25 protein-coding genes are annotated in these 26373 nt (G+C 41.1%); 11 read left to right on the top strand and 14 right to left on the bottom strand.

All coding sequences use genetic code 11. The annotated features are described in order from the left end of the window. The first annotated feature begins 26 nt into the window (after positions 1–26). The 3 genes from H6G96_RS11405 (at position 27) to H6G96_RS11395 (ending at position 4118) form a co-directional block, all read left to right on the top strand. Positions 27–1442 (top strand): phosphoglucomutase/phosphomannomutase family protein, encoded by a 1416-nt coding sequence (locus H6G96_RS11405; RefSeq protein ID WP_190911550.1) that lies wholly within the window; start codon positions 27–29, stop codon positions 1440–1442. 141 nt (positions 1443–1583) lie between these two features. Continuing rightward, a complete protein-coding gene (locus H6G96_RS11400; protein ID WP_190911549.1) occupies positions 1584–1862 on the top strand; it encodes a LapA family protein in 279 nt (92 codons plus the stop codon). Positions 1863–2024: 162 nt separating this feature from the next. Next, a complete protein-coding gene (locus tag H6G96_RS11395; protein ID WP_190911548.1) occupies positions 2025–4118 on the top strand; it encodes a TonB-dependent receptor in 2094 nt (697 codons plus the stop codon). A gap of 158 nt (positions 4119–4276) precedes the next feature. Here H6G96_RS11395 and larC read toward each other — a convergent pair whose 3' ends face one another. After that, positions 4277–5557 (bottom strand): nickel pincer cofactor biosynthesis protein LarC, encoded by a 1281-nt coding sequence (gene larC, locus H6G96_RS11390; RefSeq protein ID WP_190911547.1) that lies wholly within the window; start codon positions 5555–5557, stop codon positions 4277–4279. Positions 5558–5672: 115 nt separating this feature from the next. On the opposite strand from larC, the gene H6G96_RS11385 reads away from it, so the two are divergent. From H6G96_RS11385 to H6G96_RS11375, 3 genes are all read left to right on the top strand, one after another. Then, positions 5673–6332: an L-threonylcarbamoyladenylate synthase gene (locus H6G96_RS11385; RefSeq protein ID WP_190911546.1), complete on the top strand. Its 660-nt coding sequence runs from the start codon at positions 5673–5675 to the stop codon at positions 6330–6332. A gap of 410 nt (positions 6333–6742) precedes the next feature. Next, positions 6743–7963, top strand: coding sequence for a HetZ-related protein (locus H6G96_RS11380; protein ID WP_190911545.1), 1221 nt, complete (start codon positions 6743–6745; stop codon positions 7961–7963). Positions 7964–8245: 282 nt separating this feature from the next. After that, entirely contained in the window at positions 8246–8587 is a 342-nt protein-coding gene (locus tag H6G96_RS11375) for a XisI protein (protein WP_190911544.1), read from the top strand. A 50-nt stretch (positions 8588–8637) separates the two neighbouring features. On the opposite strand, the gene H6G96_RS11370 is transcribed toward H6G96_RS11375, so the two are convergent. The 9 genes from H6G96_RS11370 to H6G96_RS11330 all read right to left on the bottom strand — a co-directional run bounded on the left by H6G96_RS11370 (position 8638) and on the right by H6G96_RS11330 (position 17206). Beyond that, entirely contained in the window at positions 8638–9003 is a 366-nt protein-coding gene (locus H6G96_RS11370) for a DUF5615 family PIN-like protein (protein WP_190911543.1), read from the bottom strand. Beyond that, positions 9000–9299 carry a DUF433 domain-containing protein gene (locus H6G96_RS11365; protein WP_190911542.1) on the bottom strand — a complete coding sequence of 100 codons (300 nt, stop codon included), beginning with the start codon at positions 9297–9299 and terminating at the stop codon, positions 9000–9002. Before H6G96_RS11365 ends, H6G96_RS11370 begins: the two co-directional genes overlap by 4 nt. Before the next feature lie 89 nt (positions 9300–9388). Next, positions 9389–9529 (bottom strand): hypothetical protein, encoded by a 141-nt coding sequence (locus H6G96_RS11360; protein WP_190911541.1) that lies wholly within the window; start codon positions 9527–9529, stop codon positions 9389–9391. A 13-nt stretch (positions 9530–9542) separates the two neighbouring features. Next, complete coding sequence (locus H6G96_RS11355) at positions 9543–11138, bottom strand: DUF4157 domain-containing protein (protein ID WP_190911540.1); 1596 nt, start codon at positions 11136–11138, stop codon at positions 9543–9545. A 158-nt stretch (positions 11139–11296) separates the two neighbouring features. Continuing rightward, the gene (locus tag H6G96_RS11350; RefSeq protein WP_190911539.1) at positions 11297–11434 is read right to left on the bottom strand and encodes a hypothetical protein; all 138 of its coding nucleotides are present in this window, start codon (positions 11432–11434) and stop codon (positions 11297–11299) included. Between the two features lie 131 nt (positions 11435–11565). Beyond that, positions 11566–12606, bottom strand: coding sequence for a hypothetical protein (locus tag H6G96_RS11345; protein ID WP_190911538.1), 1041 nt, complete (start codon positions 12604–12606; stop codon positions 11566–11568). A 573-nt stretch (positions 12607–13179) separates the two neighbouring features. Continuing rightward, positions 13180–13662: a barstar family protein gene (locus H6G96_RS11340; RefSeq protein WP_190911537.1), complete on the bottom strand. Its 483-nt coding sequence runs from the start codon at positions 13660–13662 to the stop codon at positions 13180–13182. Positions 13663–13693: 31 nt separating this feature from the next. Further along, complete coding sequence (locus H6G96_RS11335; RefSeq protein ID WP_190911536.1) at positions 13694–14848, bottom strand: DUF4157 domain-containing protein; 1155 nt, start codon at positions 14846–14848, stop codon at positions 13694–13696. Between the two features lie 321 nt (positions 14849–15169). Continuing rightward, positions 15170–17206 (bottom strand): ATP-binding protein, encoded by a 2037-nt coding sequence (locus H6G96_RS11330; protein ID WP_190911535.1) that lies wholly within the window; start codon positions 17204–17206, stop codon positions 15170–15172. A 502-nt stretch (positions 17207–17708) separates the two neighbouring features. Here H6G96_RS11330 and H6G96_RS11325 point away from each other — a divergent pair. Next, positions 17709–18191, top strand: coding sequence for a PD-(D/E)XK nuclease superfamily protein (locus H6G96_RS11325; protein WP_190911534.1), 483 nt, complete (start codon positions 17709–17711; stop codon positions 18189–18191). Here the strand turns inward: H6G96_RS11325 and H6G96_RS11320 are convergent. After that, entirely contained in the window at positions 18188–19015 is an 828-nt protein-coding gene (locus H6G96_RS11320; RefSeq protein ID WP_190911533.1) for a DNA adenine methylase, read from the bottom strand. The genes H6G96_RS11325 and H6G96_RS11320 overlap by 4 nt on opposite strands. 165 nt (positions 19016–19180) lie before the next feature. Between H6G96_RS11320 and H6G96_RS11315 the strand changes: the two genes are divergently transcribed. The 3 genes from H6G96_RS11315 to H6G96_RS11305 all read left to right on the top strand — a co-directional run bounded on the left by H6G96_RS11315 (position 19181) and on the right by H6G96_RS11305 (position 21119). Further along, complete coding sequence (locus tag H6G96_RS11315; protein ID WP_190911532.1) at positions 19181–19387, top strand: DUF751 family protein; 207 nt, start codon at positions 19181–19183, stop codon at positions 19385–19387. Between the two features lie 123 nt (positions 19388–19510). After that, positions 19511–19930 carry a 30S ribosome-binding factor RbfA gene (rbfA, locus tag H6G96_RS11310; RefSeq protein WP_190911531.1) on the top strand — a complete coding sequence of 140 codons (420 nt, stop codon included), beginning with the start codon at positions 19511–19513 and terminating at the stop codon, positions 19928–19930. 952 nt (positions 19931–20882) lie between these two features. Next, the gene (locus H6G96_RS11305; protein WP_012407481.1) at positions 20883–21119 is read left to right on the top strand and encodes a DUF4327 family protein; all 237 of its coding nucleotides are present in this window, start codon (positions 20883–20885) and stop codon (positions 21117–21119) included. Between the two features lie 473 nt (positions 21120–21592). On the opposite strand, the gene H6G96_RS11300 is transcribed toward H6G96_RS11305, so the two are convergent. Continuing rightward, the gene (locus H6G96_RS11300) at positions 21593–21946 is read right to left on the bottom strand and encodes a hypothetical protein (protein ID WP_190911530.1); all 354 of its coding nucleotides are present in this window, start codon (positions 21944–21946) and stop codon (positions 21593–21595) included. Positions 21947–22406: 460 nt separating this feature from the next. Between H6G96_RS11300 and H6G96_RS11295 the strand changes: the two genes are divergently transcribed. After that, on the top strand, positions 22407–23312 hold the full coding sequence (locus H6G96_RS11295) for a cation diffusion facilitator family transporter (protein ID WP_190911529.1): 906 nt from the start codon (positions 22407–22409) through the stop codon (positions 23310–23312). Between the two features lie 79 nt (positions 23313–23391). Here the strand turns inward: H6G96_RS11295 and H6G96_RS11290 are convergent, their stop codons facing one another. Both H6G96_RS11290 and guaA read right to left on the bottom strand, forming a co-directional pair. Continuing rightward, positions 23392–23796: a response regulator gene (locus H6G96_RS11290; RefSeq protein WP_190911528.1), complete on the bottom strand. Its 405-nt coding sequence runs from the start codon at positions 23794–23796 to the stop codon at positions 23392–23394. Between the two features lie 775 nt (positions 23797–24571). Then, entirely contained in the window at positions 24572–26191 is a 1620-nt protein-coding gene (gene guaA, locus H6G96_RS11285; protein WP_190911527.1) for a glutamine-hydrolyzing GMP synthase, read from the bottom strand. Positions 26192–26373: the final 182 nt, after the last annotated feature.

The raw sequence follows: 26373 nt of genomic DNA, 5'->3' as shown, positions 1-26373 counted from the left end.
ATAATGTACGGGGGCAAGTGGCAAAAATGTCCAGCAAGATAAAATTTGGTACCGATGGATGGCGAGGGATTATTGCCGATGACTTTACTTTTCCCAATGTGCGGAAAGTAACAAGGGCAATCGCCGCTTATTTGGAAACAGCCTACACAAAAGACAGACCAGTACTTATTGCCTACGATACTCGCTTTTTAGCTGACCAGTTTGCCCAAACAGCAGCCCAAGTTTTAGCAGATTTAGGTTGGACTGTAAAAATTACTAATCGGGATTGCCCTACACCAGTAATTGCCTACAACGCCCGTCACCTAAATTCGGCTGGGGCGTTAATGTTTACTGCTAGTCATAATCCAGCACCCTACTGTGGAATTAAATATATACCCGATTATGCTGGGCCTGCCACTCCAGAGATTACTGATACTATTGTGGCAAATATAGAAAGTGCATCGGATAAGTTGCCTGGAAGCAACCCATCAGGTTCAATTTCAATTTTCGATCCGAAACCAGATTACCTACAATTTATCTACACCCTACTTGATATAGAAAAGATCAAAAGCGCTAATTTAAGGGTAAAGTACGATGCTTTGTATTCTACCTCTCGCGGCTATTTAGATAAAGTTTTGCAACATAGTGGTGTTCAATTAGAGAGTTTCCACGATTGGAGGGATGTTTTATTTGGGGGTGGGATGCCAGAACCCAAAGGAGAACAATTAGTTGAATTAATGGAAGCAGTACTTCACGATCAAGCTGATTTGGGCTTGGCAACGGATGGAGATAGCGATCGCTTTGGTATTGTTGATGAACAAGGAACCGTTCTTACTCCTAATACTGTGCTGTTAGTTCTAGCGCGTCATTTAATTAAAAATAGAGGTAAAACAGGGGCTATCGTTCGCACTGTAGCGACAACTCACCTGCTGGATAATTTCGCTGCTAAAAATGGACTGCAAATTTATGAGACAGCAGTTGGTTTTAAATACATCGGCGAAAAAATGCGAGAAACTGCCGTATTAATTGGTGGAGAAGAATCAGGCGGTTTGAGTATTATTGGGCATATTCCCGAAAAAGACGGGATTTTAGCCGATATGCTGGTGGCAGAAGCGATCGCTTATGAAGGCAAACCCCTGAGTCAACTTGTCAAAGAAGCGATCGTAGAAGCCGATGGTCCCCTTTACAACAACCGCCTTGACTTGCACCTCACAGAAGCTCACAAAACCGCCGTCATCGACTTCTTCACTAAAAACCCACCTACAGAGGTAGCAGGAATTAAAGTCAAGGAAGTGGGGCGTAAAGACGGTATTAAGCTGTATCTAGAAGAAAGTAGCTGGGTGCTGCTGCGTCCTTCTGGTACAGAACCACTGATGCGCGTCTACCTAGAAACCAACACTCCCGAAAAACTCACCAAAATCGCGCAAGAGTTAGAGAGTGCCATTGCTAAATTAGAGGCATAAGAAAAAGGAGTTAAGAGTTGTAAATTAATAATTCTTAACTTATATTTATTAACATTTATTTATGGTTCTAAATTAATAACTCCTAACTCCTAACTCCTAACTCCTAACTCCTAACTCCTAACTTCTCACTTAAATCAAACTATGAAAACTTTTGCTCCTTTTTTGACAACCCTAATAATAGCTATTTGGGTAATAGCGATCGCAATTATTTCTGTTCAAAACGCTACACCCGTATCGTTAAAATTCTTAACATTTCAATCGATTCAAATACCAATGGGTTTACTGCTAGCTTTTAGTGCCGGTATAGGATTAATTGGCATGGCAATGCTGCAACCTCTTTGGGGACTTGCTAGTTTTGGGCAGCGTAATTCTCGATTGGAAGACGATGCCGAATTTTTTGTTGATGATGAAGATTTTTGAGGACTGAGATAGGATTATTTGTGAACAACAAGATTCCCCGATTTCTGAGAGAAATCGGGGAATTTGAGTCGTGGAAATATGACAGCGTGTCTTTTGACATGATTTTACTATTACAGCAACAATACTACGTGGTGACTGTTTTTAGTTGGTGTGAAAGAGAACGTGAAAAAGGATTTTTTGTTGCTAACAGTTGCTTTACCGAGTTTACTGATAGCGTTTCCTGGTTTTGCTGCTGAGAATGAAATTAAGCAGAGAAATACTGATAAATCAACCGAAGTCATTTTAGATATTCGGAGTTTGAGTGAAATTGAGCTACCCGCTACTAATGCCGAATTATTAACTCAAGAATCTCTACCGAGTGAAGTTTATCCAGAAACTCAGCCAGAAACAGAGCAAACTCCGAGTGATGATGCAGATATTTATATAGAAGCGATCGCAGAACCAGACAACCTACCTCAATCTACTCCAACTTATGTAATTGATAAAGAAGAAATTAAAAAACAGGGCGCTACAAGTTTAGCGGATATTTTAAAAAGAATGCCTGGTTTTGCTATCAATGATGTAGGTCATGGTGCAGATATTCATACAGGTACATATTACCGGGGAGCTTCAATTAATCAGTCTGTATTTCTGATTAATGGCAGACCAATTAACAATAATGTTAACAATTATCATGGTGGAACTGACTTAAATAGCATCCCTGTAGAGGCTATTGAACGAGTAGAATTATATAGCGGCACAGCTTCTGCATTGTATGGTTCTTCAGCCTTTGGGGGAGTTGTAAATATCATTACCAAACAAGGCTATGGCAAACCTGAATTGAGCGCTATTGCAGAATTTGGCTCATTAAATTTAAATAATCAGCAAGTAACTTATGGTGGTTCATCTAATAATGTCAATTACAACTTTAGCTTTGAAAGATTCTTTATAGATAACCGTTACCGCGTCCCTGTAGGCGCAGCAAATCGTGATGAGCAGGGATTCTTATCAAATGCAGACACAGCTACAAGTACCTATTTTGGTAGTATTGGTCTAGACTTAGATCAGAAAAATTCATTGAATTTAGATGTTACTGCACTCAGCAGTCGTCGCGGCTTAATTTATTTCGGTTTTCCTCTTCAAAGAGATAGATTAGACCACGATGGTTTAAATGTTGGCTTATCCTGGAAAACTCGGCTAGGTAATGGGGAAAGCTCGAATCTTACAACCTCAATTGGTTATAACCAAAATTATTTCAGCACCTATGGCCCGACAGGAGAATTTTACCGTACAGCATCTTTAGATACACAACAACTTACAGCCAGGGTAGATCACGAGTGGAAAATTACTTCTAATAATAAATTACGCTGGGGATTAGATTTGAAAAACACTGACTTAATCGGTGATGTTTTAAGTACAAATCCTGATAGAATTGCCAATAATGAAACTGAAGATAGGAGTTTGTTCAATACAGCTTTATTTGCTGTTAATACTTGGAATATCAGCGATAATTTTCTGATAGATTTAGGGCTAAGACAAAGCTTTGACAGCCAGTTTGGAAATTATCTCAACCCTAGTGTTGGGTTACGTTATGCGGTCACACCCTTAGTAGCAGTGCGTGGAAGTTGGGCAGGGGCACAACGCAATCCTGGGTTAGATCAGTTGTATGTTTATGATACAGTTCATGGTTGGGAACCTAACCCTAATTTAAGACCAGAAACTGGCTCTACTTGGAGTGCGGGAGTAGATGTGAATTTTTCGGAAAATCTGATTGGACAGTTTACTTACTTTGGTAGTAGTATAGGCGATCGCTTGGGAGTCATCGCCGGCAGATGGGAAAACATTGGATTAGTAGATACCAATGGTTTAGAAGTTGCATTGCAATTAAGAATTGCGGCTGGCTGGTCAACTTTTCTCAACTATACTTATACAGATGCTCAAATAAAAACAGGCTCAGAGAGAGGTTTACAGTTAGGTTTAATTCCCTACTCTGTACTTCAAACTGGCGTGGGTTATCAAAATTTAGGTTGGCAGGCTAACTTGTATGTTACCTACAATAGTGGCGCTCGTAGAGCCTTCTTTACTAACCCTGGTGACACTATTACAGATTTTGCACCATCTTTTGTGAACTTAGATTTGAGTGGTCGTGTACCTTTAACTAGGAATCTAGGATTGACAGTTTACTTAGAAAATTTACTCGGTGAGCAATATGAGCGAGTTAATCGCATCTATAGCCCCGGATTGACTTTTCGTGTGGGTTTAAACGCCAATTTTTAGGTTAGCGTAACATCAGGGCGTTGTGTTATGTCATTCCGGTTAATTAGTTATGATTCCCACATCCGTGCAAAAATCGGAAAAGCCTCTTTCCCCTTGCCCTCTGCCCTGATGGAATGTCCACAATCTGAGTTCTATGCTTCCCTTTGGTATAATTTGCATCAGCGATTGATTGAATACCAACGCTGTAGCGCCAAACGTTGAATTTCGCGCCAGGGAATATTATGTTTTCGGGCTAACTCTGCACAATCTTCATATTCTGGCTGCACATTTGCAATAACTTTTTCTGGTGATTGTCCCTTCCATGCTACTTTGACACGCACTTTGCCATATTCAATTTCCACGTGTTGAATTTCTCGTTGTAAAATGGCGCGTTGCTGAGTTGTTCGCCGAATACCCAAAGTTGTAGTTTCGCGGAATATAACCGCTTCACAACTGAGCAAATTTTCTGGATGACAAATCACAGTCAGCAAAATCCCTAGACGGGACTTTTTCATGGCGATCGCTTGGGTGAAAACATCCACTGCACCAGCAGCAAACAACGCCTCAAACACATACCCGATCGCTTGGGGATTTAAATCATCAATTTGGGTTTCTAGTACTGATATCGTTTCTAAATTTGAGCTAGTATCTTTCGAATCGCTGAAATTTGACTGTAAACTTGCGCTTTCGCCCAGCCAGAGGCGTAGAATATTGGGAATGGGTAAATTTATGGTTCCTGCTCCCAGTCCTATCTGCTTGATAGCGATCGCAGGTGGTGAACCAAAATCTCTTGCCAAAGTAGTAGCGATCGCAGCTCCTGTTGGTGTCACCAGTTCTTTATCAATCCCATTGCTATAAACTGGACAACCCCGCATTTCCCACAGTTTTAATACGGCTGGTACTGGTACTGCCATCTGACCATGTGCAGCCCGAACAGTGCCGCCACCAGTCGGGAACGCCGAGCAGTAAAGTAGAGGCCATCCTTCCTCATTACTCTCAATCCCCAACCAATCTAACCCCAGGCAAGTACCCACAATATCGACGATCGCATCTATAGCACCTACTTCATGAAAATGAACTTTTTCAGGAGAAATGCCATGCACCGCTCCTTCTGCCACTGCTAGCTGTCGGAATACCCCTAAACTCCAAGCTTCTGCCCGTGATGGCAACCCCGCTTTGAGAATCATCCGCTCTATTTCTGGCAGGTGGCGTGTGTGATGGTGATTGTGTTCGTGGCCTTGGTGATGATGATGATCGTGTACTAAATCCACATGGACTTTAGTCGCCTGCTGACCATTCCGTTGGACAAATTCTGCCCTTAACTGATATTCCTGCTCAATACCCAACCCATTCAGCTTTTTAATTAAATACTCCACAGGAACACCCAAACTTACCAAAGCACCTAGGCACATATCACCAGAGATTCCTGTCGGACATTGAAGATAAGCAATTTTATTCATAATAAATTAGTCATTAGTCATTAGTCATTAGTCATTAGTCATTGGGCATTGGACATTAATTTATTCTCCTCTGCTCCCTCTGCTTCCCCTGCCCCCACTCCCCACTCCCCCTGTTATGGCAAAAATTTTCTCAGTTCATCCGGATAATCCTCAAATTCGCCGAATAGAGGAAATAAAGTCGGCGCTTTCTAGTGGCGCAGTCATGCTTTACCCTACTGATACAGTCTATGCGATCGGTTGTGATTTGAATGCCAAGTCGGCGGTAGAACGAGTGCGGCAAATTAAACAGCTAGCAAATGATAAACCACTGACATTTTTATGTCCCTCGCTTTCAAATGTGGCAACTTATGCCTTCGTAAGTGACACAGCTTATCGGATTATGAAACGCCTGATTCCAGGGCCATACACGTTTTTGCTCCCAGCAACTAAATTAGTACCGCGATTGGTGCAAAACCCCAAGCGGAAAACTACTGGAATTAGAGTACCAAACCATACTGTGTGTTTGGAGTTGCTGGCAGCCTTGGGCAATCCGATTATTTCAACTTCAGCACATCTGCCACCAGATGAAGCAGATAATGGCATGATTCGGATAGATCCAGAAACTGTTCAGTCGCGGGTAGAGCTATTTGACCTTTTAGACAAGTTGGTAGACATAATTGTAGACACTGGCGAAGAACCTACATACGAGGTATCTACCATCTTGGATATGACGCAAGATGAACCAGTAATTATACGGAGGGGTTTAGGTTGGGAAGCAGCAGCAGCATGGGTATAAGAATTAAACTTCACAGGCGCACCTCTCCGTTTCGGAAATTGTGATAAAAGCGACTCCAGTTTTGAAATTGTCATACTTAAAAGCGATGTCTACGATGGTTTGTTTGGTGAGGCAGTGGATATAGCAGGATGGTGGCAACAGTTGGTACAACAAGAAATTTGACAACTTGGAGAAAATGGCGGGTACTTATGTCCCAGCGTCAATGTGGTGGCTTGTGAAAAAACCGACACATTGCCATAACTGTAACTCTCTCGTATTTCCTACAGTAGTTTTATATATGAGCTTTAGATGTGAGCATTATATGCGGCAAGTTTTGATGGATGAATGCCTAAAGATTCACAAGCCAAGGCCTGTCTTGATTGCTGTGTCTGCGTTGTAATTACGGTGCAATACTACTCCCTGGAAAAGTCATGAAAACTAACGTCGTTAATCTACCAAACTCTACACCCATTTTTGATAACCACCTTTCGACTGAAGAATTTTCAGACAGCAGCAGCGAGACTTTGATTGAATTGCTGTGTCACGAAATGCAAGCGCAAGTGAAAGCAGCGCCCAGGTGTGTAGAAGCTTTAGCAAACCGAATAGCCATAGAAGTAGAACGTATTTGCGATAAAAGCTCCCGTATCCAAACATCTGGGGAAATCAAATCTTGGCAGATTACGTTGGGAAGGCATCGGATGCACAAGTGCTTACGTTACTACCAACTAGGTTCAAAACAAGGGCGTGTGGAACTACATAGCAATTTAGGTGCTATGGTTTACCGTCATGTAACTATATCCGGCTCTGAGTTGGGTTTTGAGGCTCGTTACAGCCTAATTGAAGATTTTTTACAAGCATTTTATATTGAAGCTATTAAAGCTTTCCGCAGAGAAAACGAACTACCTAATGATCACACACCGCGTACTCAGCTGCAACTAGCTGAATATATGGCATTTACTGAACAGTATGCTAAACGCCGGATCAATTTACCTGGTGGTGCAAATCAGCAATTAATTATCTTGCGGGCCCAAGGCTTTGCTCGTCGTCAGCCCCAAGAAACTACTGTGGATATTGAAATGGCGGTAGAGTCTGCTAAGGGTGAAGAAGCAGAATCTTACCAGCGTAACTCGGCGGTGCAGCAGCTGCGATCGCAAATGGTTGCCCAAACTAATTTCGATCCATCTGAAGAGTCAGAACGCGATCGCGTCATCACTGAATTGATGAAATACCTGGAGTCTCAAGGTCAATCTGACTGTATGAACTACCTCAGCTTGAAGCTTCAAGACCTCTCAGCCCCAGAAATTGATCAAATTCTTGGTTTAACCAGCCGTCAGCGCGATTATCTCCAACAACGGTTTAAATACCATGTGGAAAAGTTTGCCAAACAACACCATTGGCAATTGGTACATCAATGGTTAGGTGCGGGTTTAGAGCAAAAGTTAGGTTTATCTTCCCAGCAGTGGGAAATCTTTGTAAATCAACTCACAGAACAGCAACAGCAAATATTAGAGTTGAAAACTGCACGACAAAACGACCAAGCGATCGCCAAAACCATCAAATGCACCCCCAAACAGTTACAAAAGCGCTGGACTCAACTTTTAGAAATAGCATGGGCTATCCGCAACGGTCATATTGAAGCCCAGACAGGCTGAAGCTAAGGTGAAATAACTAAAATTTATCCAAGCTCAATTTTTTATGTTAAGTAATATTTCGCCAACGGGATCAGGATCTCGGCTTAATGCCTACTTTGGTTATCGAAAGGAAGTCTAAGCAAGTTACATATGTAAAACTAGAATCCCCTCGCCTAAAAGCGTGGGGAATGTCAATCTAACCATACTCCTTATCTTTTCGTTATATACATATAAATTTTTCCGTCGACTTACTTATCAGATTAAACAAATTATTTATGAACCAATTCAAGAGGTAATTGTACAATGGATACCCTAGAATCTTATCGCCATATCATTCAGTCGTTGTTGACTGCTTATGCTGCTATCCCAATAGCCAATGGTCAGATTGATTGTTACACTGTTTTTGATACAAAACAAGACCATTACATGGTTATCAATGTGGGATGGGATGGTCATCGGCGAGTCTATGGTTGTGTTTTACATTTGGATATTAAACAGGGAAAAATTTCGATTGAGCAGAATATGACGGAAATGAGAGTGGCTCAAGAACTTGTAGAGCTAGAGCTAGGGGTTCCAAAAGATGATATTGTTCTTGGATTTCAATGTCCTGAAATGCGGGAATATACGGGCTATGGAGTTTTTTAACGACAACATCGCAATCGCACTAACGCACCCTACAGGATCAGGCGATCGCCCTATTGTTCATCCCAAGCACTCAAAAATTCTACTTGATTTTGCATCTCTTGGGCTGATTTAGTAGCAATTATTCTTAAAATCCGACGCATTTGCTCGCCAATCGAATAATTTTGAACCCCTAAAATGATACCTGTGTGTCCTTGTCCTTCTTCCACTAAATTAGTATGAATTTTGTAAAAATCTCGAACATTAAAGCTATAAATAACACGCTGATTATCTAATGCCCATTTTAATTGTTCTTCATCGCTACGGGATGACATTTGAGCTTCATTGGTCGATAAAACATCAACATTACGAAGGCGTAAAGCGTCTAGAAGATCGCTGTCCATCGTATCTTCATCTAAATAAAGACGAATTTTGGTCATTTGCCAAATGAAGCTTGCTGATGATGTTGTTTTGCTAATTGTTCATAGGCGGTTTTTTCTGCTGCTATATCTTCATCGATTTCATCTCGATTGGCATGATAATAGGTTAAAGCCGCATAAATTTGAGTTATCGTCAAGTGATTTAACCGTCTCGCTATTTCTTCGGCGTTGTTTCCTTGATTATATAAGCCAGCTATTCGGCGCACAGATGTTCCTGTTCCGGTAATGATCGGACGACCACTATGAAGGTTAGGATCGGTTGTGATCAATGTGCTAATGTCATTAAGGGTTGCCAAAATTTTCTCCTTGGGACTTTTTTGGGGTTGTTTCTTTCACCATACTAAGACAATGGTCGGTTTGTTGGGTTTCGTTCCCTCAACCCAATCTACAATAGGAGGCAATCGCACTCAACCGACAACAGCAATCGTATTTTTAGTGAGAATAGAGAGAGCGATCGCACTACAAGATTAGGCGATCGCACTAAAAGATCAGCGATCGCACTATGAGTTTTACATGAGTTTCGCAAAAAATAAAAAGAATTATTGCGGAGAATACACAATTTCAAAGTTTTTGCGGTTTTTGCGGTAATAATCTGCAATCTCTATGAAATTAATGCCAAGGGAGTCATTTAGTTGAGGATACGCATCCGCCATCGTACGTGCATGCTGTTCGAGGACTGCCTTGCGTTTATCTTCTCCCAGCCTGTTTACCCTGCCGTGATCGAATGCCTTCCAAATGTATTGTAGAACTTCATTTTTATTTAATTTCGGCTTATGACCCAATTGAAACTGACGTTCCTGATGCTGAAGGGAACCCGCCCATGTTCCTTCTGCATTTCCGTGCCCCCCTTTTGGCAGTGATGTTAAAGCTATGTTATTCCGCAAATATAGCATCTCCGTAACTGCCGTTTGCAATGCATTGATATCGCCTTTTTTATTCAGCAAGCCTTCTACATGATTCCCGTAGGTCTCCTGTATCCACTTTGTGGAAAGCTTCCAGCCCGGAAGAGTCCTATACACATTGAGGGTATCATACAGATTCACCCATGCGTCGTCTAGCGTAACACCTTCAATCGCGTTTGCGATCTGGTCTTGCAGCGAGGTAAACGGCGTTGTATGATCGCCCTGGTGACCACCTAGACCTGACGGCCTCTTACCGTCTTGTTTCGTATAGATAAAGTTATTATCGTCAATTTTCAAGTCAATCATCCGCTGGATCACGCGCTCGCCAAGCGATGCACTTGGTTTTTCGATGGAGGGGTGTTTCTGTAATTGCTCCTGTGTCTGCAATGATCGCTGCACCGCCCCACCATTCTGCTGCACAACATGGGTCAACTCATGCGCCAACAACTCCTGACCGCCCCGACTCCCTGGATTATATTCTCCCGAACGAAAGAACACATCCTGCCCCGTTGTGAAAGCACGCGCCTGAATTGACCGATTCAACTGGTCAGATTGACCATCAGTGTGAACCTTCACCCCACTGAAATCTGCGCCAAACGCCACCTCCATCGGTTCGCGGATATTGTCTGCGATCGCTTGTCCACCACCCCTTGCACTGTTAATGGAGGATTCCAAATCCGTTGATGCTTCCCCTCCACCTATGGCTTCCCGGCGCTGCACCTGGGATTTCATTTGCAGTTCTTCCTCATCGTCAATCTCCACGCGCTGGATAGAATCTGCCAGGGATTTCATTTGTAGTTCTTCTTCTTCATCTTCCAGGCGCTGAATGGAATCTGCCAGAGGTTTCATTTGCAATTCGTCCTCTTCTTCTGGCATTGCCTCACGCTGTACAGATTCCCCTGTCGATGATGGTGCATTAATCCTTTGTACTACAACGGATGCCACCCGATCTGCTTCCTGTTCGTAGCGATCGCCTGGTTCCCCGATACTCAACTTGGGCTGTATGCTTAATCCATTGGTTTGTGGCGATGCACTACTACTTTCTTGCCCTGCCAACTTGCTAATACTGTGACCAAAGGTTTTTGCTTGCAAAAGTTGGGTGCTTAAGTCAGATTTTTGGGTATGGGTATCTGATTTTTTTTGCACGGTAAACCCACGACCTTCAAATTGATTATCTTGGGTTTCTGTATTGGTTGAGGTAGATTTTCGAGCGAGGGCTTTTTGATTACTCATAGTAGTTGGATACGTATTATGTATAATTTAGTTTGATTTTTTAATCGTAAGTTTTTCTAATACAATATAAATTTAATTTGATAAAATTAACGCCTTAACGTATTCAAAAATATTGGCGATCGCACTTAGTAATTTGGCATAGGCTCTAAATTATTCTCTTATTTGAGCGATCGCACTTCGTTAACGCACCCTACAAGATCGGGCGATCGCACTACCTTAGTACAGCCCACCATAATAGATGAGGTACGGAATTCACTTTTGGAATGAGTAGCGTCTAGTGCGATCGCAATTTTCATTTACGACCACTTTTTGCGGTGACGTGTACTTAATAACTATTCAAGTTGGTATGAATGTTTCTTGGTATGAATATTTCATGTCATTCGCCAATTTGTTTATCAAATCACATGGCAAACCCACGACCTTCAAACTAATTTTTTCGGGTTTCTGTGATCGCGGCGCACACGTCAGTGATCTTATCCCATACTGCCCGTCCTGACTTCGTTTGGTCATAGCTTAGTCCCACCCACTCTGGCTCCGCATTATCTTCTCGGATAAATGTAGTCAAGTCTGCACGGTTTGAGCCATCCACCGTGATCGTGCCATCCTTCAATACAACATCGCGGATAGCTTTGTACATACTTATGTCTCTACCTTTATTTTGTGCTTTTTTTTGCGCTTTAATACTATACAGTCTAAGTGGATTTAAACTCAATCCATCTAACTCTGCACCTTGAAATATTTCGCCGTTCACATTTTTTACCCTTACCGTTCGATACGTTACCTCGTCGTGCGCCATTGTAGCAAATTCCTCTTCTATTACGTCTCCCAACTGCTGCTTTACTGTAGTGTTATCTAACTTCTTGGGCCTTCCGCCCTTCCCTTTAGCGGATGCTAGTTTCTCTATGACCTCAATCGCTTTCCGACCCACCTTGGAATCCTGCAAAACGCTAATATCTATTTCTAGCGATTCTCCTAGCGATTGTACGCTAAATGCTTTGTCAGTTTCCATGCGCTGGATGGTATCTGCCAGGGGTTTCATTTGTAGTTCCTCCTCATCGTCAATTTCTACGCGCTGAATGGAATCTGCCAGAGGTTTCATTTGCATTTCTTCTTCATCTTCTGGCATTGCCTCACGCTGTACAGATTCCTCTGTCGATGTTTGTACTACTTGCGATGCTATCCGATCTGCTTCCTGTTCGTAGCGATCGCCTGGTTCCCCGATACTCAACTTGGGCTGTATGCTTAATCCATTGGTTTGTGGCGATGCACCACTACTTTCTTGCCCTGCCAACTTGCTAATACTGTGACCAAAGGTTTTTGCTTGCAAAAGTTGGGTGTTTAAGTCAGATTTATGGGTATGGGTATCTGATTTTTTTTGCACGGCAAAGCCACGACCTTCAAACTGATTTTCTTGGGCTTCTGTGTTGGTTGAGGTAGATTTTCGAGCCAAGGCTTTTTGATTACTCATAGTAGTTGAATATCTATTATATTGAATGTGGTTGAAGTTTTATAATCGTAAATTCTTCTAATAAAATATAAATTTAAAGAAATTTCAGTTAAGAAAGTTAACTTAATTTTCCCCTCAATAACTGCGTAACTTTAACTAATAAATTCCTTAAACTTTGTTTTTGCTGGGCATTTATATGTTGTCACTACAGAAAATTATAACTTAATTAAGTTATTGCAAATCTCCTAAAAATTCGACTTAAGTATAATTTTACTTCGTAAATATTTTTGAATCGCTGCTTTATGTAAGTAAAACCTCGTTCATTTCGGAACGCCCAAATTTATCAGTGAGGTGAGTTCAACCAGCTTTTAACTTCTGTATCTGTGAGCGATCGCTCTAATTTTATATACTCGCGGAAATTGTTCGGGCAAATGATAATGGTGTGGCGGCGCATTGGATTGTAGGGGCGCAAGGCCTTGCGCCCCTACAGATATACAAATAATTTGGGATAATTTATTTTTTGCAAGCCCCTTATTCAATCTAAATAGAGATGCGATCGCACTAACGCACTCTACAATATCAGGCGATCGCACTTCACACATTTAGGTAGTTAGTAGAGGTTTCTTCTAAAGCTTCCACTATTTTAGAACCTACTGGGATGACTTGAAAGATAATTTTGAACCTACCTCCAATCTCACTATCTTCGGAATATGCCTCATCTTCTCTAAAGGCAGTATTCAATATCTCGATTAATGTAAGTAGGTCTTTCTTTTCAGCGTCGATCAACAGGTTATCTGCTTGATTAAACATGATAACAAAGGTAGTATCTTTTTCCCAGTAAAAGTCATTAAGGCTATCCCAAAATGCATTCCAATTACCTCCGAAATAGCTGGGAAATCCAAGCTTACTTGCTATTTCCTTGAAAAAATTAGAGGTTGTTCTATTCTCTTGTCCTGATATGAGGATTGGCTGAGTTTTAGAGTTGTTTTTGAGCGCCATCCACCACTGAACAAAACTATCTGGATTTATAGTTGTAGTAAAAAATCTTTCTTTAGCGCTGATGTTAGGATATGACATAATTCCTTTCTTTCACTAAACTTATAATTCTTCAGGTAATTTCTGTAAAAGTATTGTAATGGTCGCCTGTATACCAAACTCTATTATCCGAACCAAGGACTACCCTTTCGGCATCCCTTCCTTTTCCGTTATAGGCATTCACATCATACTCTTTGTACGTTATTGGATTACCTAATGCATCGCTAACTGGTAGTGGGTTTCCTAGATTTTTAAAAGTAAATCCTCCTGCTCTTTGTCCCGCCGTCAATTTAGGTGGTCTCAAAGAAACATAACCTGTCGATGTTAATAATAACGCATCAGATCGACTTGCAGGTTGAGCGCATTGAATCATTTCCATTCTTTGCAAGGTACTTGTAATATTGAGTGGGAAAGATATCAAGCCTGGATAATTTGACTTCCGGCGGATCAACCCACTTTTATTCTGTTGCACAACATGAGTCAACTCATGCGCTAACAGCTCCTGACCTCCCCGACTCCCTGGATTATATTCCCCTTGCCGAAAGAACACATCCTGTCCCGTCGTGAAAGCACGCGCCTGAATTGAGCGATTCAACTGGTCAGATTGACCATCAGTGTGAACCTTCACCCCACTGAAATCTGCGCCAAACGCCACCTCCATCGGTTCACGGATGTTGTCTGCGATCGCTTGTCCACTACCTCTTGCACTGTTAATGGAGGATTCCAAATCCGTTGATGCTTCCCCTCCACCTATGGCTTCCTGGCGCTGCACCTGGGATTTCATTTGCAGTTCTTCCTCATCGTCAATCTCGACGCGCTGGATAGAATCTGCCACAGGTTTCATTTGCAGTTCGTCCTCTTCCTCTGGCATTGCTTCACGCTGTACAGATTCCCCTGTCGATGATGGTGCATTGATCCTTTGTACTACAACGGATGCTACCCGATCTGCTTCCTGTTCGTAGCGATCGCCTGGTTCTCCGATACTCAACTTGGGCTGTATGCTTAATCCATTGGTTTGTGGCGATGCACTACTACTTTCTTGCCCTGCCAACTTGCTAATACTGTGACCAAAGCTTTTTGCTTGCAAAAGTAGGGTGTTTAAGTCTGTTTTTTTTGTATGGGTATCTGATTTTTTTTGCACGGCAAACCCACGAGCTTCAAATTGATTATCTTGGGCTTCTGTGTTGGTTAATGTAGACTTTCGAGCCAGGGCTTTTTGATTAGTCATAGTAGTTGAATAGGGATTACATCGAAATGTGGTTTAATTTTTGTAATCGTAAATTCTTTTAAAAAAAATATAATTTCAAGAAATTTCAGTTAAGAAAGTTAACTTAATTTTTCCGCTAAATAACTGCATAACTTTAACTAATAAATTCCTTAAACTTTGCTTTTGCGGAGCATTTTTATGTTGTCATTACAGAAAATTATAACTTAATTGATTTATTGTAAACCTCCTAAAAATTCGACTTAAGTATAATTTTACTTCGTAAAGATTTTTGAATCGCTGCTTTATGGAAGTAAAACCTCGTCGATTTTGGAACCCCCAAATTTATCCGTGAGGTGAGTTCAACCAGCCTTTAACTTCTGTATCTGTGAGCGATCGCTCCAATTTAATATACTCGCTCTTAGCTGCCTGCAATATATAATTCATCGTGATCGCGCTCCCTTCATCTGCGGCTAAAAAGGCCGCATTCATGGCAATACTGCGAATATTACCTCCTGCGACACTCAATTGTCCCAACTTCTGATAATCTAAATTTTCTGTGGGTGTCGCTTTAGGAAAAACCCGCCGCCAAATTTCTGCCCGTTGAGTGGAATCTGGAAAGGGAAACTGAACAATAAAGCGGATACGACGCATAAATGCTTGGTCTAATGAACTTTTCAAGTTAGTTGTTAATACTGATAATCCCCGGTAGCTTTCCATGCGTTGTAGTAAGTAACTCACTTCCACATTAGAATGGCGATCATGGGAATCTTTGACTTCAGTACGCTTACCAAACAAAGCATCGGCTTCATCAAAAAGTAAGATCACACCTCCCAACTCTGCCGCATCAAATACCCTACCCAGATTCTTTTCTGTCTCCCCAATATACTTACTAATTACTGCACTTAAATCAACACGGTATAAATCCAATCGCAGTTCCTGAGCGAGTACTTCTGCTGCCATTGTCTTACCTGTACCGCTAATACCAGCAAATAATGCACTAATTCCCAATCCTCGGTTGCTTTTACCTCCAAATCCCCACTGATCATATACTTTCGCTCGCTGTTTGACTTGGAGGGCAACATCTCTAATAACTTGTAACTGTGATTTCGGTAATACCAAATCTTCCCAATCAGCAACCGAATCAATCCGTTGTGCTAAATCATCTAATTTCGGACGGGCTTGGGCGCGGCAAGTATCCCAGAGAAGATGGTTGAAATCGCCTGTAACTTCTGACTCCTTTGCTTGCTGCCACTGAACACAGACTTGGGAACAGACAGCTTGAATCACAGGAACACTGAGATTAAATTGAGACACTAAATTACTAACTTGAGCATTCATCGACTCCGATGTTCCATTCAATGCCTGCTCCCAGATAGTATACTGTTCAAGAGTCGTGGGGCGTTTGATATCAAAAACTAGCGCAGGTCTTAAACGCGATCGCCTACGTTCGGTAGTGGTAATAATTATCGGAGAACGCATCCATTCGCACAAATATGTAATCGTGGATTCTTTATTTGCGTCTACCCCTTCCAAATCATCGCAGTCAATCAACAGCGCGTAATTAGCTAAAAGCACTTCCCGTTCCCAAAGTTGCTTAAACTTGTTGATTTCACTGGGAGTTGTTGGTAAAGCGTGTGCCGCGATTACACACAAATTTAGCTCCAAATAGTGACAAGCAACAGCTGCGATCGGACGTTTGCTAGCAACTTCATTCCCACATAATTGCAATATTGGCAATTTGAGAAAATCATAAATATCTACCCACCAAGCAGCTGTCATTTTCTCTATCAACTGCAAGTGAGATGAAACCAAGTCTTCTGTAACTACTACAGGTTCTACCATTCCCAACAAATGTTGATCTAGATGCTGCACCCCAATTAAATAATGTAATATTCGCTCATCAATCCGTAGAGGACTGCTCATCAACTCACTTCCCGAACCCACTTCGATTAATTGCCATCTGCGTAATGCACCCGCGGGAGTAAAAGCACTCCAATGCAAACCTTCTAGCACTGTCATCGCTAAACCAAAAGTAGGGTAGGTACGCTGTTCATTCCCACAAGCAGCAGCGCAAAGTATGGAAAAGCTGGTATCTAGTTCTACACCAGCACACAACAGCAGTAAATTACGTTCAAAATTACTTAAATTAAAAGTGGCGCAGACTCTATCTAACGCAGACGGTTCTCTGGATGTAATCGAGTCATCTATTAGAGAATCGTCTACTAGATTTTTTGCTATAAGATTTTCCCCATGTGCAATATCCTTCTCCAGCAAACTTGGGTCAGCGTGCTTCACCAAAATCTCCCTGAGTTTACCCAAGGCTACCGTCATATACGTATAATTATCAACGTTCTGATGGTTGGTGGTCGTTGCGTCCATTGTTAAATATTTTCCTATTTACCAACTTGTAGTCTGCGCCAAATTCTTTAATGGTAAAAACTACCACCACAAAGTTGTGGAATAAAGAAAGAGTTTTGGTGCTAACCCTGAGAATCAATCACATAGACTATTAGTACTGCAAAGTTCGTAGTAAGAACTCCAGTCTTCACTCTAGATAATCATAAAAGAAAATACATTCCCAGCATTATCAACTAAAGTCTATGATTATTAATTAGGCGCGATACCAAATCCACCTATTAAAAGTTGTAACCAATTCCTAAGAGTAGCCCAACATCATGGTAATAATCATAAAACTTGTTTTTGATCCAAATAATTAATACATTTATATTTATTTAGTACAAAAATACCAATTTTTTCCTACTTCATACCTGACAAATTTAGACTTTTGCATTTAAAATCAAAAATTTATTAATCTAGGATTTGCTGTTGCTTCCAAGGAATTCTAAAAGCAGGAAACCTTTTGAAGATAACCAGGATAAAGATGACTCAGGGTGCAAGAGCAGTTACTTCTGGCAATGTTTTAGAAAAAGCTGTGGAAGGAACTTTACTAGGTCATGGATATGTCCAAGTGGGCTTTGATTTACCAAAAAAACAGCGCCTTGGATGTCTCTTAAACTCGAATACCATACCAAAACGATATGCAAGGCAGGTTTATATTGGAGCAGGAATTTATGGAAGCTATATATATGTAGATTTTTACATTATTGGCGCTGCATCCGTTTCTTCCGGGCTGATTATTGAGTGTAAATGGCAGCAAACTAGCGGTTCAGTTGATGAAAAACTTCCTTACCTTAACTTGAATATTCAAAATTGCTATCCTGCACAAGCAGTTGTATTAATTGACGGTGGCGGTATGAAACCGCAAGCTGTATCGTGGTTAGATAAACAATTTGTTCTCAATCAAAATCTTCTTTCTGTTCATAATTTAAGTTCATTCATTGCTTGGTCTAACAATAATCTTTAATACGAAGTTACTAGTACTTCTGTAATTTTTCCGCGCTTTTTAGCGTTAGAATTAATTGCCCTAGATGCTGATATGGTGTGGATATTGAAACTGCTATAAAGGTTGCGAATAAACTCACAATCTGAATTAGATAGCATGAGTTTGACTCCACGTTCAGCTAATTTTTCAAATACATCTTTGAGTTGAACTTGCTGATCTTTAGCAAAGCGATCGCTACTGTAAGCTGTAAAATAGCTAGTTTCACTTACAGGATAGTATGGTGGATCAAAATAAATAAAATCATCATTGCTTGCAGCATAATTTAGTACATCAACAAAATTTGCTTGTTTGATTTTAGATGTAGAAAGCACTTCTGAGGCTGTTCGCAGTAAATCCTCAGAACAAATATTGGGATTTTCATATCTGCCTAAAGGTACATTAAACTTTCCCTGTGAGTTGACTCGATAAAGACCATTAAAACAAGTCTTATTAAGATAAATTAAACGAGCAGCTTTTTCTATATCAGTACCGCCGGAGTTATTCCTAACACTATAGTAATAATCTTGATCATGTCGGGTTTTATGCTCTTTCAATATAGAAATTAATTCCTCAACATGATCTCGAACACAACAATAAGTATTAATTAATTCTGCATTAATATCAGTTAAAACTGCTGCGGTTGGTTGGAGATAGAAAAAAACAGCACCACCACCTAAGAATGGCTCATAGTAATTTTTATAACTGTTGGGAAAATAAGGAATATATTGCTGTATCAACCTACTTTTGCCCCCTGCCCACTTCAAAAATGGACGCGGGCTAGTTTCCTTGAGGGTTTGAATTACCATTTACTTACAATTTAATTTAAAATAATCGTGACTAAATAAAGCCAATATAACCGACGGAGTATATTTTATATTAACTGGCTAATTTTCCAGCTGCATAGATTACAATTGAGTAGATAAAGCATATCAAAACAAACGTAAGTATATAAGAAGGCAGTTTACATTCAGATGTTTGACGGATTTTGGGATAACGTCTTTCGCTACCCCCGGTACTTAATTAGTATCGTCTTAGGACTGTTTCTGAACGCCTTTGCGCCGTTAGTGCCATTGTTGAAGCGCCCAGTTACCTTAATCGCTATCTTGGGTTTGTTTGTCAGCAGCCTAGTCTTCCTTACTCTTACCTTACGGGCAATGCTGGGCTTGAGTACAATCTAGACTAGCGCTATATCGGGGCTGTGCCCCACAGACAGTTATTCTTGGCGTTGCTCCCGCTAAGTACTGTCTATCCAACTTGCATATATTTTTGTTGTACAACCTCTGTGAGGAGGCGAAATTTTTATGGCTACAAATCGCCGGGTTTCCCGCGTTGCTGAATTGATCAAACGGGAAGTTAGCCAAATGCTACTCAACGGCATCAAGGATGACCGTGTGGGTACAGGAATGGTAAGTGTTACTGATGTTGATGTTTCCGGCGATCTCCAACACGCCAAAATCTACGTCAGTATCTATGGTACAGATGAAGCTAAAGCAGAAACAATGGCAGGCTTAAAGTCCGCCACGGGTTACGTCCGTAGCGAACTTGGGGCGCGGGTACGGCTGCGTCGTACACCAGAAGTGCTATTTCTCGAAGATCGTTCTATAGAACGCGGCAATAAGGTACTGGCCCTACTAAACCAACTTAACCATGAGCGTCCGCCAGAAAATCCTATGTCAGTAGATGGCAGCACTGATCAAGATGATGAATTATTTGATGAATAAGTAACTTAAATAACAATGTAACTTCAGAACAATTAATCTCAGCAAATCCGCCAAACAGTTTACAGACGTGACTAAATCGCGTCTGTTTTAATATGACCATAACCTAGTTCAAGGATCGGTAGTTGCATCTATATACTTTTTTCTGTTTACCTTGGTCAATGCTAGGGAGCAAGGGTTCAAACATCCTACTGAACTCTCGTAAGAAAGCGGGAAGCTAACGCAACAATGGCTTTAAATCGGGGATCTGCTCCTCCTGCCTCTTTCAAATAACGAATTAGTACTCCACCCTTCTACAAATGTTTATCCAACGAAAACTGTGTAATTTTAGTGCTTAAATTAACCAATAAATTACGGTTTTATTTAAGAAATTATTAACAGATGCCGGGATAAAAGCCTTCATAGTGTATTTTGGGCGTTATGTTTTGGAACACTTTATACCCTAGTATCTGACAAATATTCTTATGTTGTTTAACCTTAGATAAATACCAGCAGTTCTAGATCCGGCTTTAAGGTGATTATTTGATATGTAACCAATGCCTGCGGTGGTCACAGAGCTTGCGTTGCCCTGACTTGTACTGAGCGCAGCCTCTCCAAGAGTTGGGTCGAGGTGTAGTTTAAGGCTACGCAATATAAATTCTTCCCACACATTATATCTTGCTTAAAGACCTTAATAGGAAGACTTTCAGGCTTGTTGAATGAAGATAATACAGCCACCATAGCAGGTTAAGTTAACTACTCGGAATTTTTTTTGTAAAGCGGATTTTCGATGAATGTCAGGATTCGTTGACTTTCTTAACATTTCTTGAGATAATTTTAGGATATGTAGCGTCAAAATAAAAATAGTTCCGTATAGCAAACTACAAAATCCTAGCCACAAGTCTAAATTCTGTCATGTTTGTTCCTAATTATTAAGGGGAACACTATCGTAAGTGTTAATTTGTGAGTAAAAACCATGAGTGTGAATACGGTGCCTTCTATCAATTACTATTCTCTCGATCTGATTCAAGACGAAGCACGCCGACTGGTGCAAAAGGGAATGATTAGCAGACAACAGCCAATATATACTCTCTGCCAATATATTCCAGCGAGAGAGTGGGTTTGCGTTGAATGTGAATTAGAAAAATGTGACTTTTTGTTACGCGATCGCATTGGCGACCTCATTGGTCGTGAACAGTGGGACAACGATTAATCAATGTTTGATATCGGGTTTGGGATTAGGGGTTCATTTTCGATGTGTGGATGTCACAATCAGCGATCCTACGCCCAACCTGGGGGATCATCTCTGTTTTTTGATCAGCATCGCCCTACATAGAATCTTGCGTTTTTCATTAACCCAGAAGCATTTGAGTCTGAATTTATACAACTTTTCAAGTTAGGGAAGGCATCAGAAGGATTTTTTCTGTAATATGTGATGCTACAGCTTGAGTCTAGTATGTAGATTCTGTGACGTTCCTACATTTATCTGATAGGTAAGTCTAGGAACTTCACTTTTGACTCGCAATTAATTGCTGTTCAAAGCTAAAACCCGTCTTGAAAAGCTTGCTAAATTCGACAATGAAGAGAACCTCCGCAAGTAACTGACTCAATTTTCGCGAAATCTAAAATTTGTATAGTATTTTTTCTGAAAAAATCTCAAAAAGCACAGAAAAATTACGTAAACTATTATCCTACTTGCTCTAAATACTGATTAATGTCTTCAATGATCCGGGTAAGTTCAGCTTCAGTAGTCAAGCGGATGTTGACATTGCGGACAGTCAACAAAACTTTGGCTGCGAAGGGCGTTGGCCAGATATTAGGATTACAGAAAATTTCTAAAAAAACTTCACCCGTATAACGATATTCAAGGGGAGGTTGGGGAGTCACTTTACCGCCGCCAGGAGTGGGTTTAGCGGCGACAGCTTTCAGGCGCTCCATTAGTTGATCTGTCGCTGTCTTTAATTCTCGTGCTGCTTGGGGTGAAAAACTAAAGGAGACAGAACCTTCAATTAGGTTCAATGTTAGAGGGGTTGAAGACATATCTTTTTTATTAAAAGTTCTTGATAAGTACTAATATTACCGGAAGAAGGTATCTGATCTGAATCTTACTGTGATAGTTCCCCGTATTTGTCAGTCCTGGTGGCAACTGGAGCCACTCAGAGGGAATTACTGCGGGTTTTGAAGAAAGCGTTGAACCGTGGCGGGAGTAAGACAACACCTATTTGGTGTTGGATGTAGAAGTATTAATAAAAAAATTAATTAAAATATTTCTGGAATTATTAATGCTAAATATGCCTTTTTATCTGTAAAGCTATTACTAATTATTATCTAGCTTCTAGCTGCCGTTACTAAAAAAGAATGTCAAGAAATTGGTATAAAAGATAGAGGCTATAGAGAGTCTTAATCCTTACTGCGTAAGACTTCGATACAGTTTATTTGTGTTTATTTATATTTTGAGTTCTACATTAGAAGTCATAGAACTTGATGTGATAAATTATTCATGACTTACGATAACCGCGCCAAAGTGCAAAAGGTTTTAATTATTACCCTACTTCTCAACCTGTTTGTAATGGGATTGAAAGCACTTGTAGGCTACTGGACAGGTTCGTTGAGTTTGATAGCTGATGCCTTGCATAGTGTGACAGATAGCGCCAATAACGTTTTAGGATTAATTGCAAGTAAATTTTCTTCTCCGCAACCCGATCGCGAGCATCCCTATGGACATAGCAAGTTTGAAGCTGTGGGAGCGTTAGGAATTGCTTCATTTTTAGGAATAGCCTGTTTTGAAATTCTGCAAGGAGCAATCGAGCGAATTCTCAAAGGTGGTGGTGAACCTGTGAGAATATCGCCACCAGAGTTGTGGTTATTACTAATTGTGCTGGGTGTGAATATTTTTGTGGCGTTTTACGAACGTAGTGTGGGTAGGCGTGTAGGTAGCTCAATTCTCATAGCTGACGCGACACATACCATGAGCGATATTTGGGTGACAATTTCTGTAATTGGCGGCTTGATAGGAGTTTGGTTAGGTTATCAATGGATGGATTTGGTGCTAGCTTTCCCTGTGGCTTTGTTGGTATTTTGGAGTGGCTGGTCAGTTTTAAAAGAGAATTTGCCTTGGCTTGTGGATCAAATGGCGATCGCACCAGAAGCAATTCATGCGATCGCAACTTCTGTTCCAGGTGTAATTAACTGTCATGCGATCGCTTCTCGTGGTGTTATTGGTCGTCAACTGTTCATTGAAATGCATTTAATAGTAGATGCACCAGACGTAGAAACCGCTCACCACATCACCGAAGAAGTAGAAAGCCGATTAGAAGAACGGTTCCGTCCAGTGAGGATTTTAATTCATGTTGAGCCACCAGCATATAAGTCTGAGCAAATTAGCTTTGAAACTGGAGCAAAGTAATTTCATCAATTCAAAATTATGCCCTGTTAAAATGTTAAGCAGTGCATTTTAATGACATACAAATAACTGCATATTTGCATTAACTTTTATAAGAAGCAACCAAATTAGCGACGATTGCAACTAGTTGTCCTGGATCAACAGGTTTAGCCACATGAGACTGAAAACCCGCTTCTAATGCACGGCTACGATACTCACTATCGCCGTATGCAGTTAAGGCGATCGCGGGGAGTTTCTCCCAAATATCAGGCTTCAGCGCCCGGATTTTGCGAATGAAGGTGTAGCCATCTTCACCAGGCATAGCAATATCACAAATTAAGACATCTGGCTGCAACTCAGGTAGTACTTTCAATGCTACCGCAGCCGATGGAACTGCCGTGACAGTGGCTCCATCAGCTTCTAACACGGTAGTAATGTAAAAACGGCTATCGTCATCATCATCAACTATGAGGATGTTTAAGCCAGCAAGGGAAAGAGGAGGTTCCATAACATCTCCATTAATGTTTATCAAATGAAAGTTATTTCTAATGAGCTGCTGGTTTTTTTCTCAGTGACCACACCATTGGTAATTTTACTGCGATCGCGCCTATTTTCATAGACAATAATTCAAGTTTTCCAACCACCATTTAATTGATGGTTAATTGTTTGCTGGCATTTATAATTATTGGCTAAAGAAAATTATGTAGATATTTAAATTACTTTACATTTAAAAAACTTACTTTAATAAATAGTTTAATTTGCAAAATTATTTTGCTAATTGCTGCCTGCTTTATTACTAAAAACTTGCGATGCTGATGAGGCTTTTAAATTTAGTAACTATGACATTTTGTTATAAAGAGAAAAAATATAAGTTGCATAATCAAATTAATATAGCGGTTCTCGTTTACGTGAGGTACACCCGTAAGGGCACGGCACTGCCCATACGTGTCAACTTAACGTGAAACCCTAGCAATGACGTTATATCAAGCCTACTGAATTACCAATTAAGTCGTCGGAACCCCACCCCGCTTTTGTCTAGCGACAAAACCTCCTCTCCCCGTTCACGGGGAGGGGATTAAGGGGTGGGGTTCTTTATTTTTGATTTATGCAAAAGTCTATGGAATAGCTTACTAAACCAAGAGTCCAAAAAATAGACAATGCCAAAACTCAAAACAAGTCAGGTTAGCATTGCCATTTTGAAATATGTAAATCTAAACTACCGTAAAGAATCTGAATTATCAGAAGGAGTGATGAGCTTTTAGTTAAGTCAACTCAAAACTTGATTATTCCCACTCAATAGTTCCAGGCGGCTTAGAGGTGATGTCATAAACCACCCGATTCACCCCTTTAACCTCATTCACAATCCGCGTGGAAATCACTTCTAGGACATCGTAAGGCACTCTTGCCCAATCAGCAGTCATGCCATCTTCACTGGTAACAATCCGCAAAACGATGGGGTAAGCGTAAGTACGTTGATCACCCATAACGCCGACACTACGAATTGGCAGCAATACAGCAAACGCCTGCCAAAAATCATGATACATACCGCGTTGGTTAATTTCTTGCCGGACAATCAAATCTGCATCACGCAAAATGTTTAACCGTTCAGATGTGACTTCCCCCAGAATCCGAATTGCCAAACCAGGCCCAGGAAAAGGTTGCCGTTGGACAATTTCTTCTGGTAAACCAATGGAACGCCCAACTTTGCGGACTTCATCTTTAAATAATTTCCGCAGTGGTTCTACCAATTTAAATCTTAGGTCTTTGGGCAAACCGCCAACATTGTGATGACTCTTGATTTTCACCGCTACCCGCTCCCCAGTTTGGGGATCAACGTTGGTATCAGCAGATTCAATGACATCTGGATAAAGAGTCCCTTGAGCCAGATAGTCAAAGTGACCAAGGCGTTTAGATGTTTCCTCAAATACACTGATGAATTCGTGTCCGATGCGGCGGCGTTTTTCTTCAGGATCGGTGACATCAGCAACTTTAGCTAAAAAGCGATCGCGAGCATTTACATACTCTACAGGAATGTGAAACTGCTCTTGGAACAGCTTTACTAATCGCTCTGGCTCATACTTTCGCATAAAGCCTTGATCGATAAATACGCAAGTCAGTTGATCGCCAATGGCTTTATACAGCAAGAAAGCTAAGGTAGAAGAATCCACCCCACCAGACAACGCCAACAGTACTCGCTTTTCACCAACTCTGGCGCGAATTTCCCGAATTGCCTCTTCGACAAAAGCTGCTGTTGTCCAAGTGGGTTCGCAATCGCAGATGTGATAGACAAAATTACGGATTAATGCTAAACCGCCAATAGAATGCACTACCTCTGGATGGAACTGAACGCCGTAAAGTTTCTTTTCGTGATCGGCGATCGCAGCACAGGGAGTATTTTCTGTATGTGCCAGCAATTCAAACCCTGATGGCATTTTGGTAACTGAGTCTCCATGACTCATCCACATCGTAGTGCCATCTTCGACATTAGTGAGCAAATCTGTGGGATCATCAATATATAATGAAGCTTTGCCGTACTCACCTCGGTCAGCCTTTGCCACTTCGCCGCCGAGTTGGTTTACCATCAGCTGCATCCCATAGCAAACACCCAAGACAGGTATTCCTAAATTCCAGATTTCTGGGTCACAATGGGGAGCGTTATCACCATAAACCGAACTCGGCCCACCGGAGAGAATGATTCCCTTGGGATTAAGTTGGCGCAATTGTTCAGAAGTAGTGCGATAGGATAAAACTTCAGAGTATACTTGAGTTTCGCGGATGCGACGGGCAATCAACTCAGAATATTGAGAGCCGAAGTCCAGAATTACAATCAATTGGCGATCAAGTCTCCCCAAATTTTCCAATGTTTGGGGCGCTTGTTCTGTTGGTATCACCGCTGTATTCATGACGGGAGTGTTATGTCTGTTAAGGGTAGATGCTTTGTGGTCTATGATGGTGCTATTATTCAGCCTGGGTAGGCTAATAATGGTATAGAGAGCCTTTACAAACGCCGGGTTATGTGCGTTTGTTTAGTACCGGAGTCGGAGATGGTATTAAAACGATCAATTTACCTTAGAGGGGTTACTTA

The organism is Nostoc sp. FACHB-892 (genome assembly GCF_014698795.1).
GTDB lineage: Bacteria > Cyanobacteriota > Cyanobacteriia > Cyanobacteriales > Nostocaceae > Nostoc.
The sequence above is the reverse complement of the archived record's forward strand: the minus strand, read 5'-3'. Positions and strand labels throughout refer to the sequence as shown.

What these genes read in the sequence shown, in the direction of transcription:
- H6G96_RS11405 (WP_190911550.1), top strand. Translation starts at nt 27, where the DNA reads ATGTCCAGCAAGATAAAATTTGGTACCGATGGATGGCGAGGGATTATT.
- H6G96_RS11400 (WP_190911549.1), top strand. Translation starts at nt 1,584, where the DNA reads ATGAAAACTTTTGCTCCTTTTTTGACAACCCTAATAATAGCTATTTGG.
- larC (WP_190911547.1), bottom strand. Translation starts at nt 5,557, where the DNA reads ATGAATAAAATTGCTTATCTTCAATGTCCGACAGGAATCTCTGGTGAT.
- H6G96_RS11385 (WP_190911546.1), top strand. Translation starts at nt 5,673, where the DNA reads ATGGCAAAAATTTTCTCAGTTCATCCGGATAATCCTCAAATTCGCCGA.
- H6G96_RS11380 (WP_190911545.1), top strand. Translation starts at nt 6,743, where the DNA reads ATGAAAACTAACGTCGTTAATCTACCAAACTCTACACCCATTTTTGAT.
- H6G96_RS11375 (WP_190911544.1), top strand. Translation starts at nt 8,246, where the DNA reads ATGGATACCCTAGAATCTTATCGCCATATCATTCAGTCGTTGTTGACT.
- H6G96_RS11370 (WP_190911543.1), bottom strand. Translation starts at nt 9,003, where the DNA reads ATGACCAAAATTCGTCTTTATTTAGATGAAGATACGATGGACAGCGAT.
- H6G96_RS11355 (WP_190911540.1), bottom strand. Translation starts at nt 11,138, where the DNA reads ATGAGTAATCAAAAAGCCCTCGCTCGAAAATCTACCTCAACCAATACA.
- H6G96_RS11350 (WP_190911539.1), bottom strand. Translation starts at nt 11,434, where the DNA reads ATGAAAATTGCGATCGCACTAGACGCTACTCATTCCAAAAGTGAATTC.
- H6G96_RS11345 (WP_190911538.1), bottom strand. Translation starts at nt 12,606, where the DNA reads ATGAGTAATCAAAAAGCCTTGGCTCGAAAATCTACCTCAACCAACACA.
- H6G96_RS11340 (WP_190911537.1), bottom strand. Translation starts at nt 13,662, where the DNA reads ATGTCATATCCTAACATCAGCGCTAAAGAAAGATTTTTTACTACAACT.
- H6G96_RS11335 (WP_190911536.1), bottom strand. Translation starts at nt 14,848, where the DNA reads ATGACTAATCAAAAAGCCCTGGCTCGAAAGTCTACATTAACCAACACA.
- H6G96_RS11330 (WP_190911535.1), bottom strand. Translation starts at nt 17,206, where the DNA reads ATGGACGCAACGACCACCAACCATCAGAACGTTGATAATTATACGTAT.
- H6G96_RS11325 (WP_190911534.1), top strand. Translation starts at nt 17,709, where the DNA reads ATGACTCAGGGTGCAAGAGCAGTTACTTCTGGCAATGTTTTAGAAAAA.
- H6G96_RS11320 (WP_190911533.1), bottom strand. Translation starts at nt 19,015, where the DNA reads ATGGTAATTCAAACCCTCAAGGAAACTAGCCCGCGTCCATTTTTGAAG.
- H6G96_RS11315 (WP_190911532.1), top strand. Translation starts at nt 19,181, where the DNA reads ATGTTTGACGGATTTTGGGATAACGTCTTTCGCTACCCCCGGTACTTA.
- rbfA (WP_190911531.1), top strand. Translation starts at nt 19,511, where the DNA reads ATGGCTACAAATCGCCGGGTTTCCCGCGTTGCTGAATTGATCAAACGG.
- H6G96_RS11305 (WP_012407481.1), top strand. Translation starts at nt 20,883, where the DNA reads ATGAGTGTGAATACGGTGCCTTCTATCAATTACTATTCTCTCGATCTG.
- H6G96_RS11300 (WP_190911530.1), bottom strand. Translation starts at nt 21,946, where the DNA reads ATGTCTTCAACCCCTCTAACATTGAACCTAATTGAAGGTTCTGTCTCC.
- H6G96_RS11295 (WP_190911529.1), top strand. Translation starts at nt 22,407, where the DNA reads ATGACTTACGATAACCGCGCCAAAGTGCAAAAGGTTTTAATTATTACC.
- H6G96_RS11290 (WP_190911528.1), bottom strand. Translation starts at nt 23,796, where the DNA reads ATGGAACCTCCTCTTTCCCTTGCTGGCTTAAACATCCTCATAGTTGAT.
- guaA (WP_190911527.1), bottom strand. Translation starts at nt 26,191, where the DNA reads ATGAATACAGCGGTGATACCAACAGAACAAGCGCCCCAAACATTGGAA.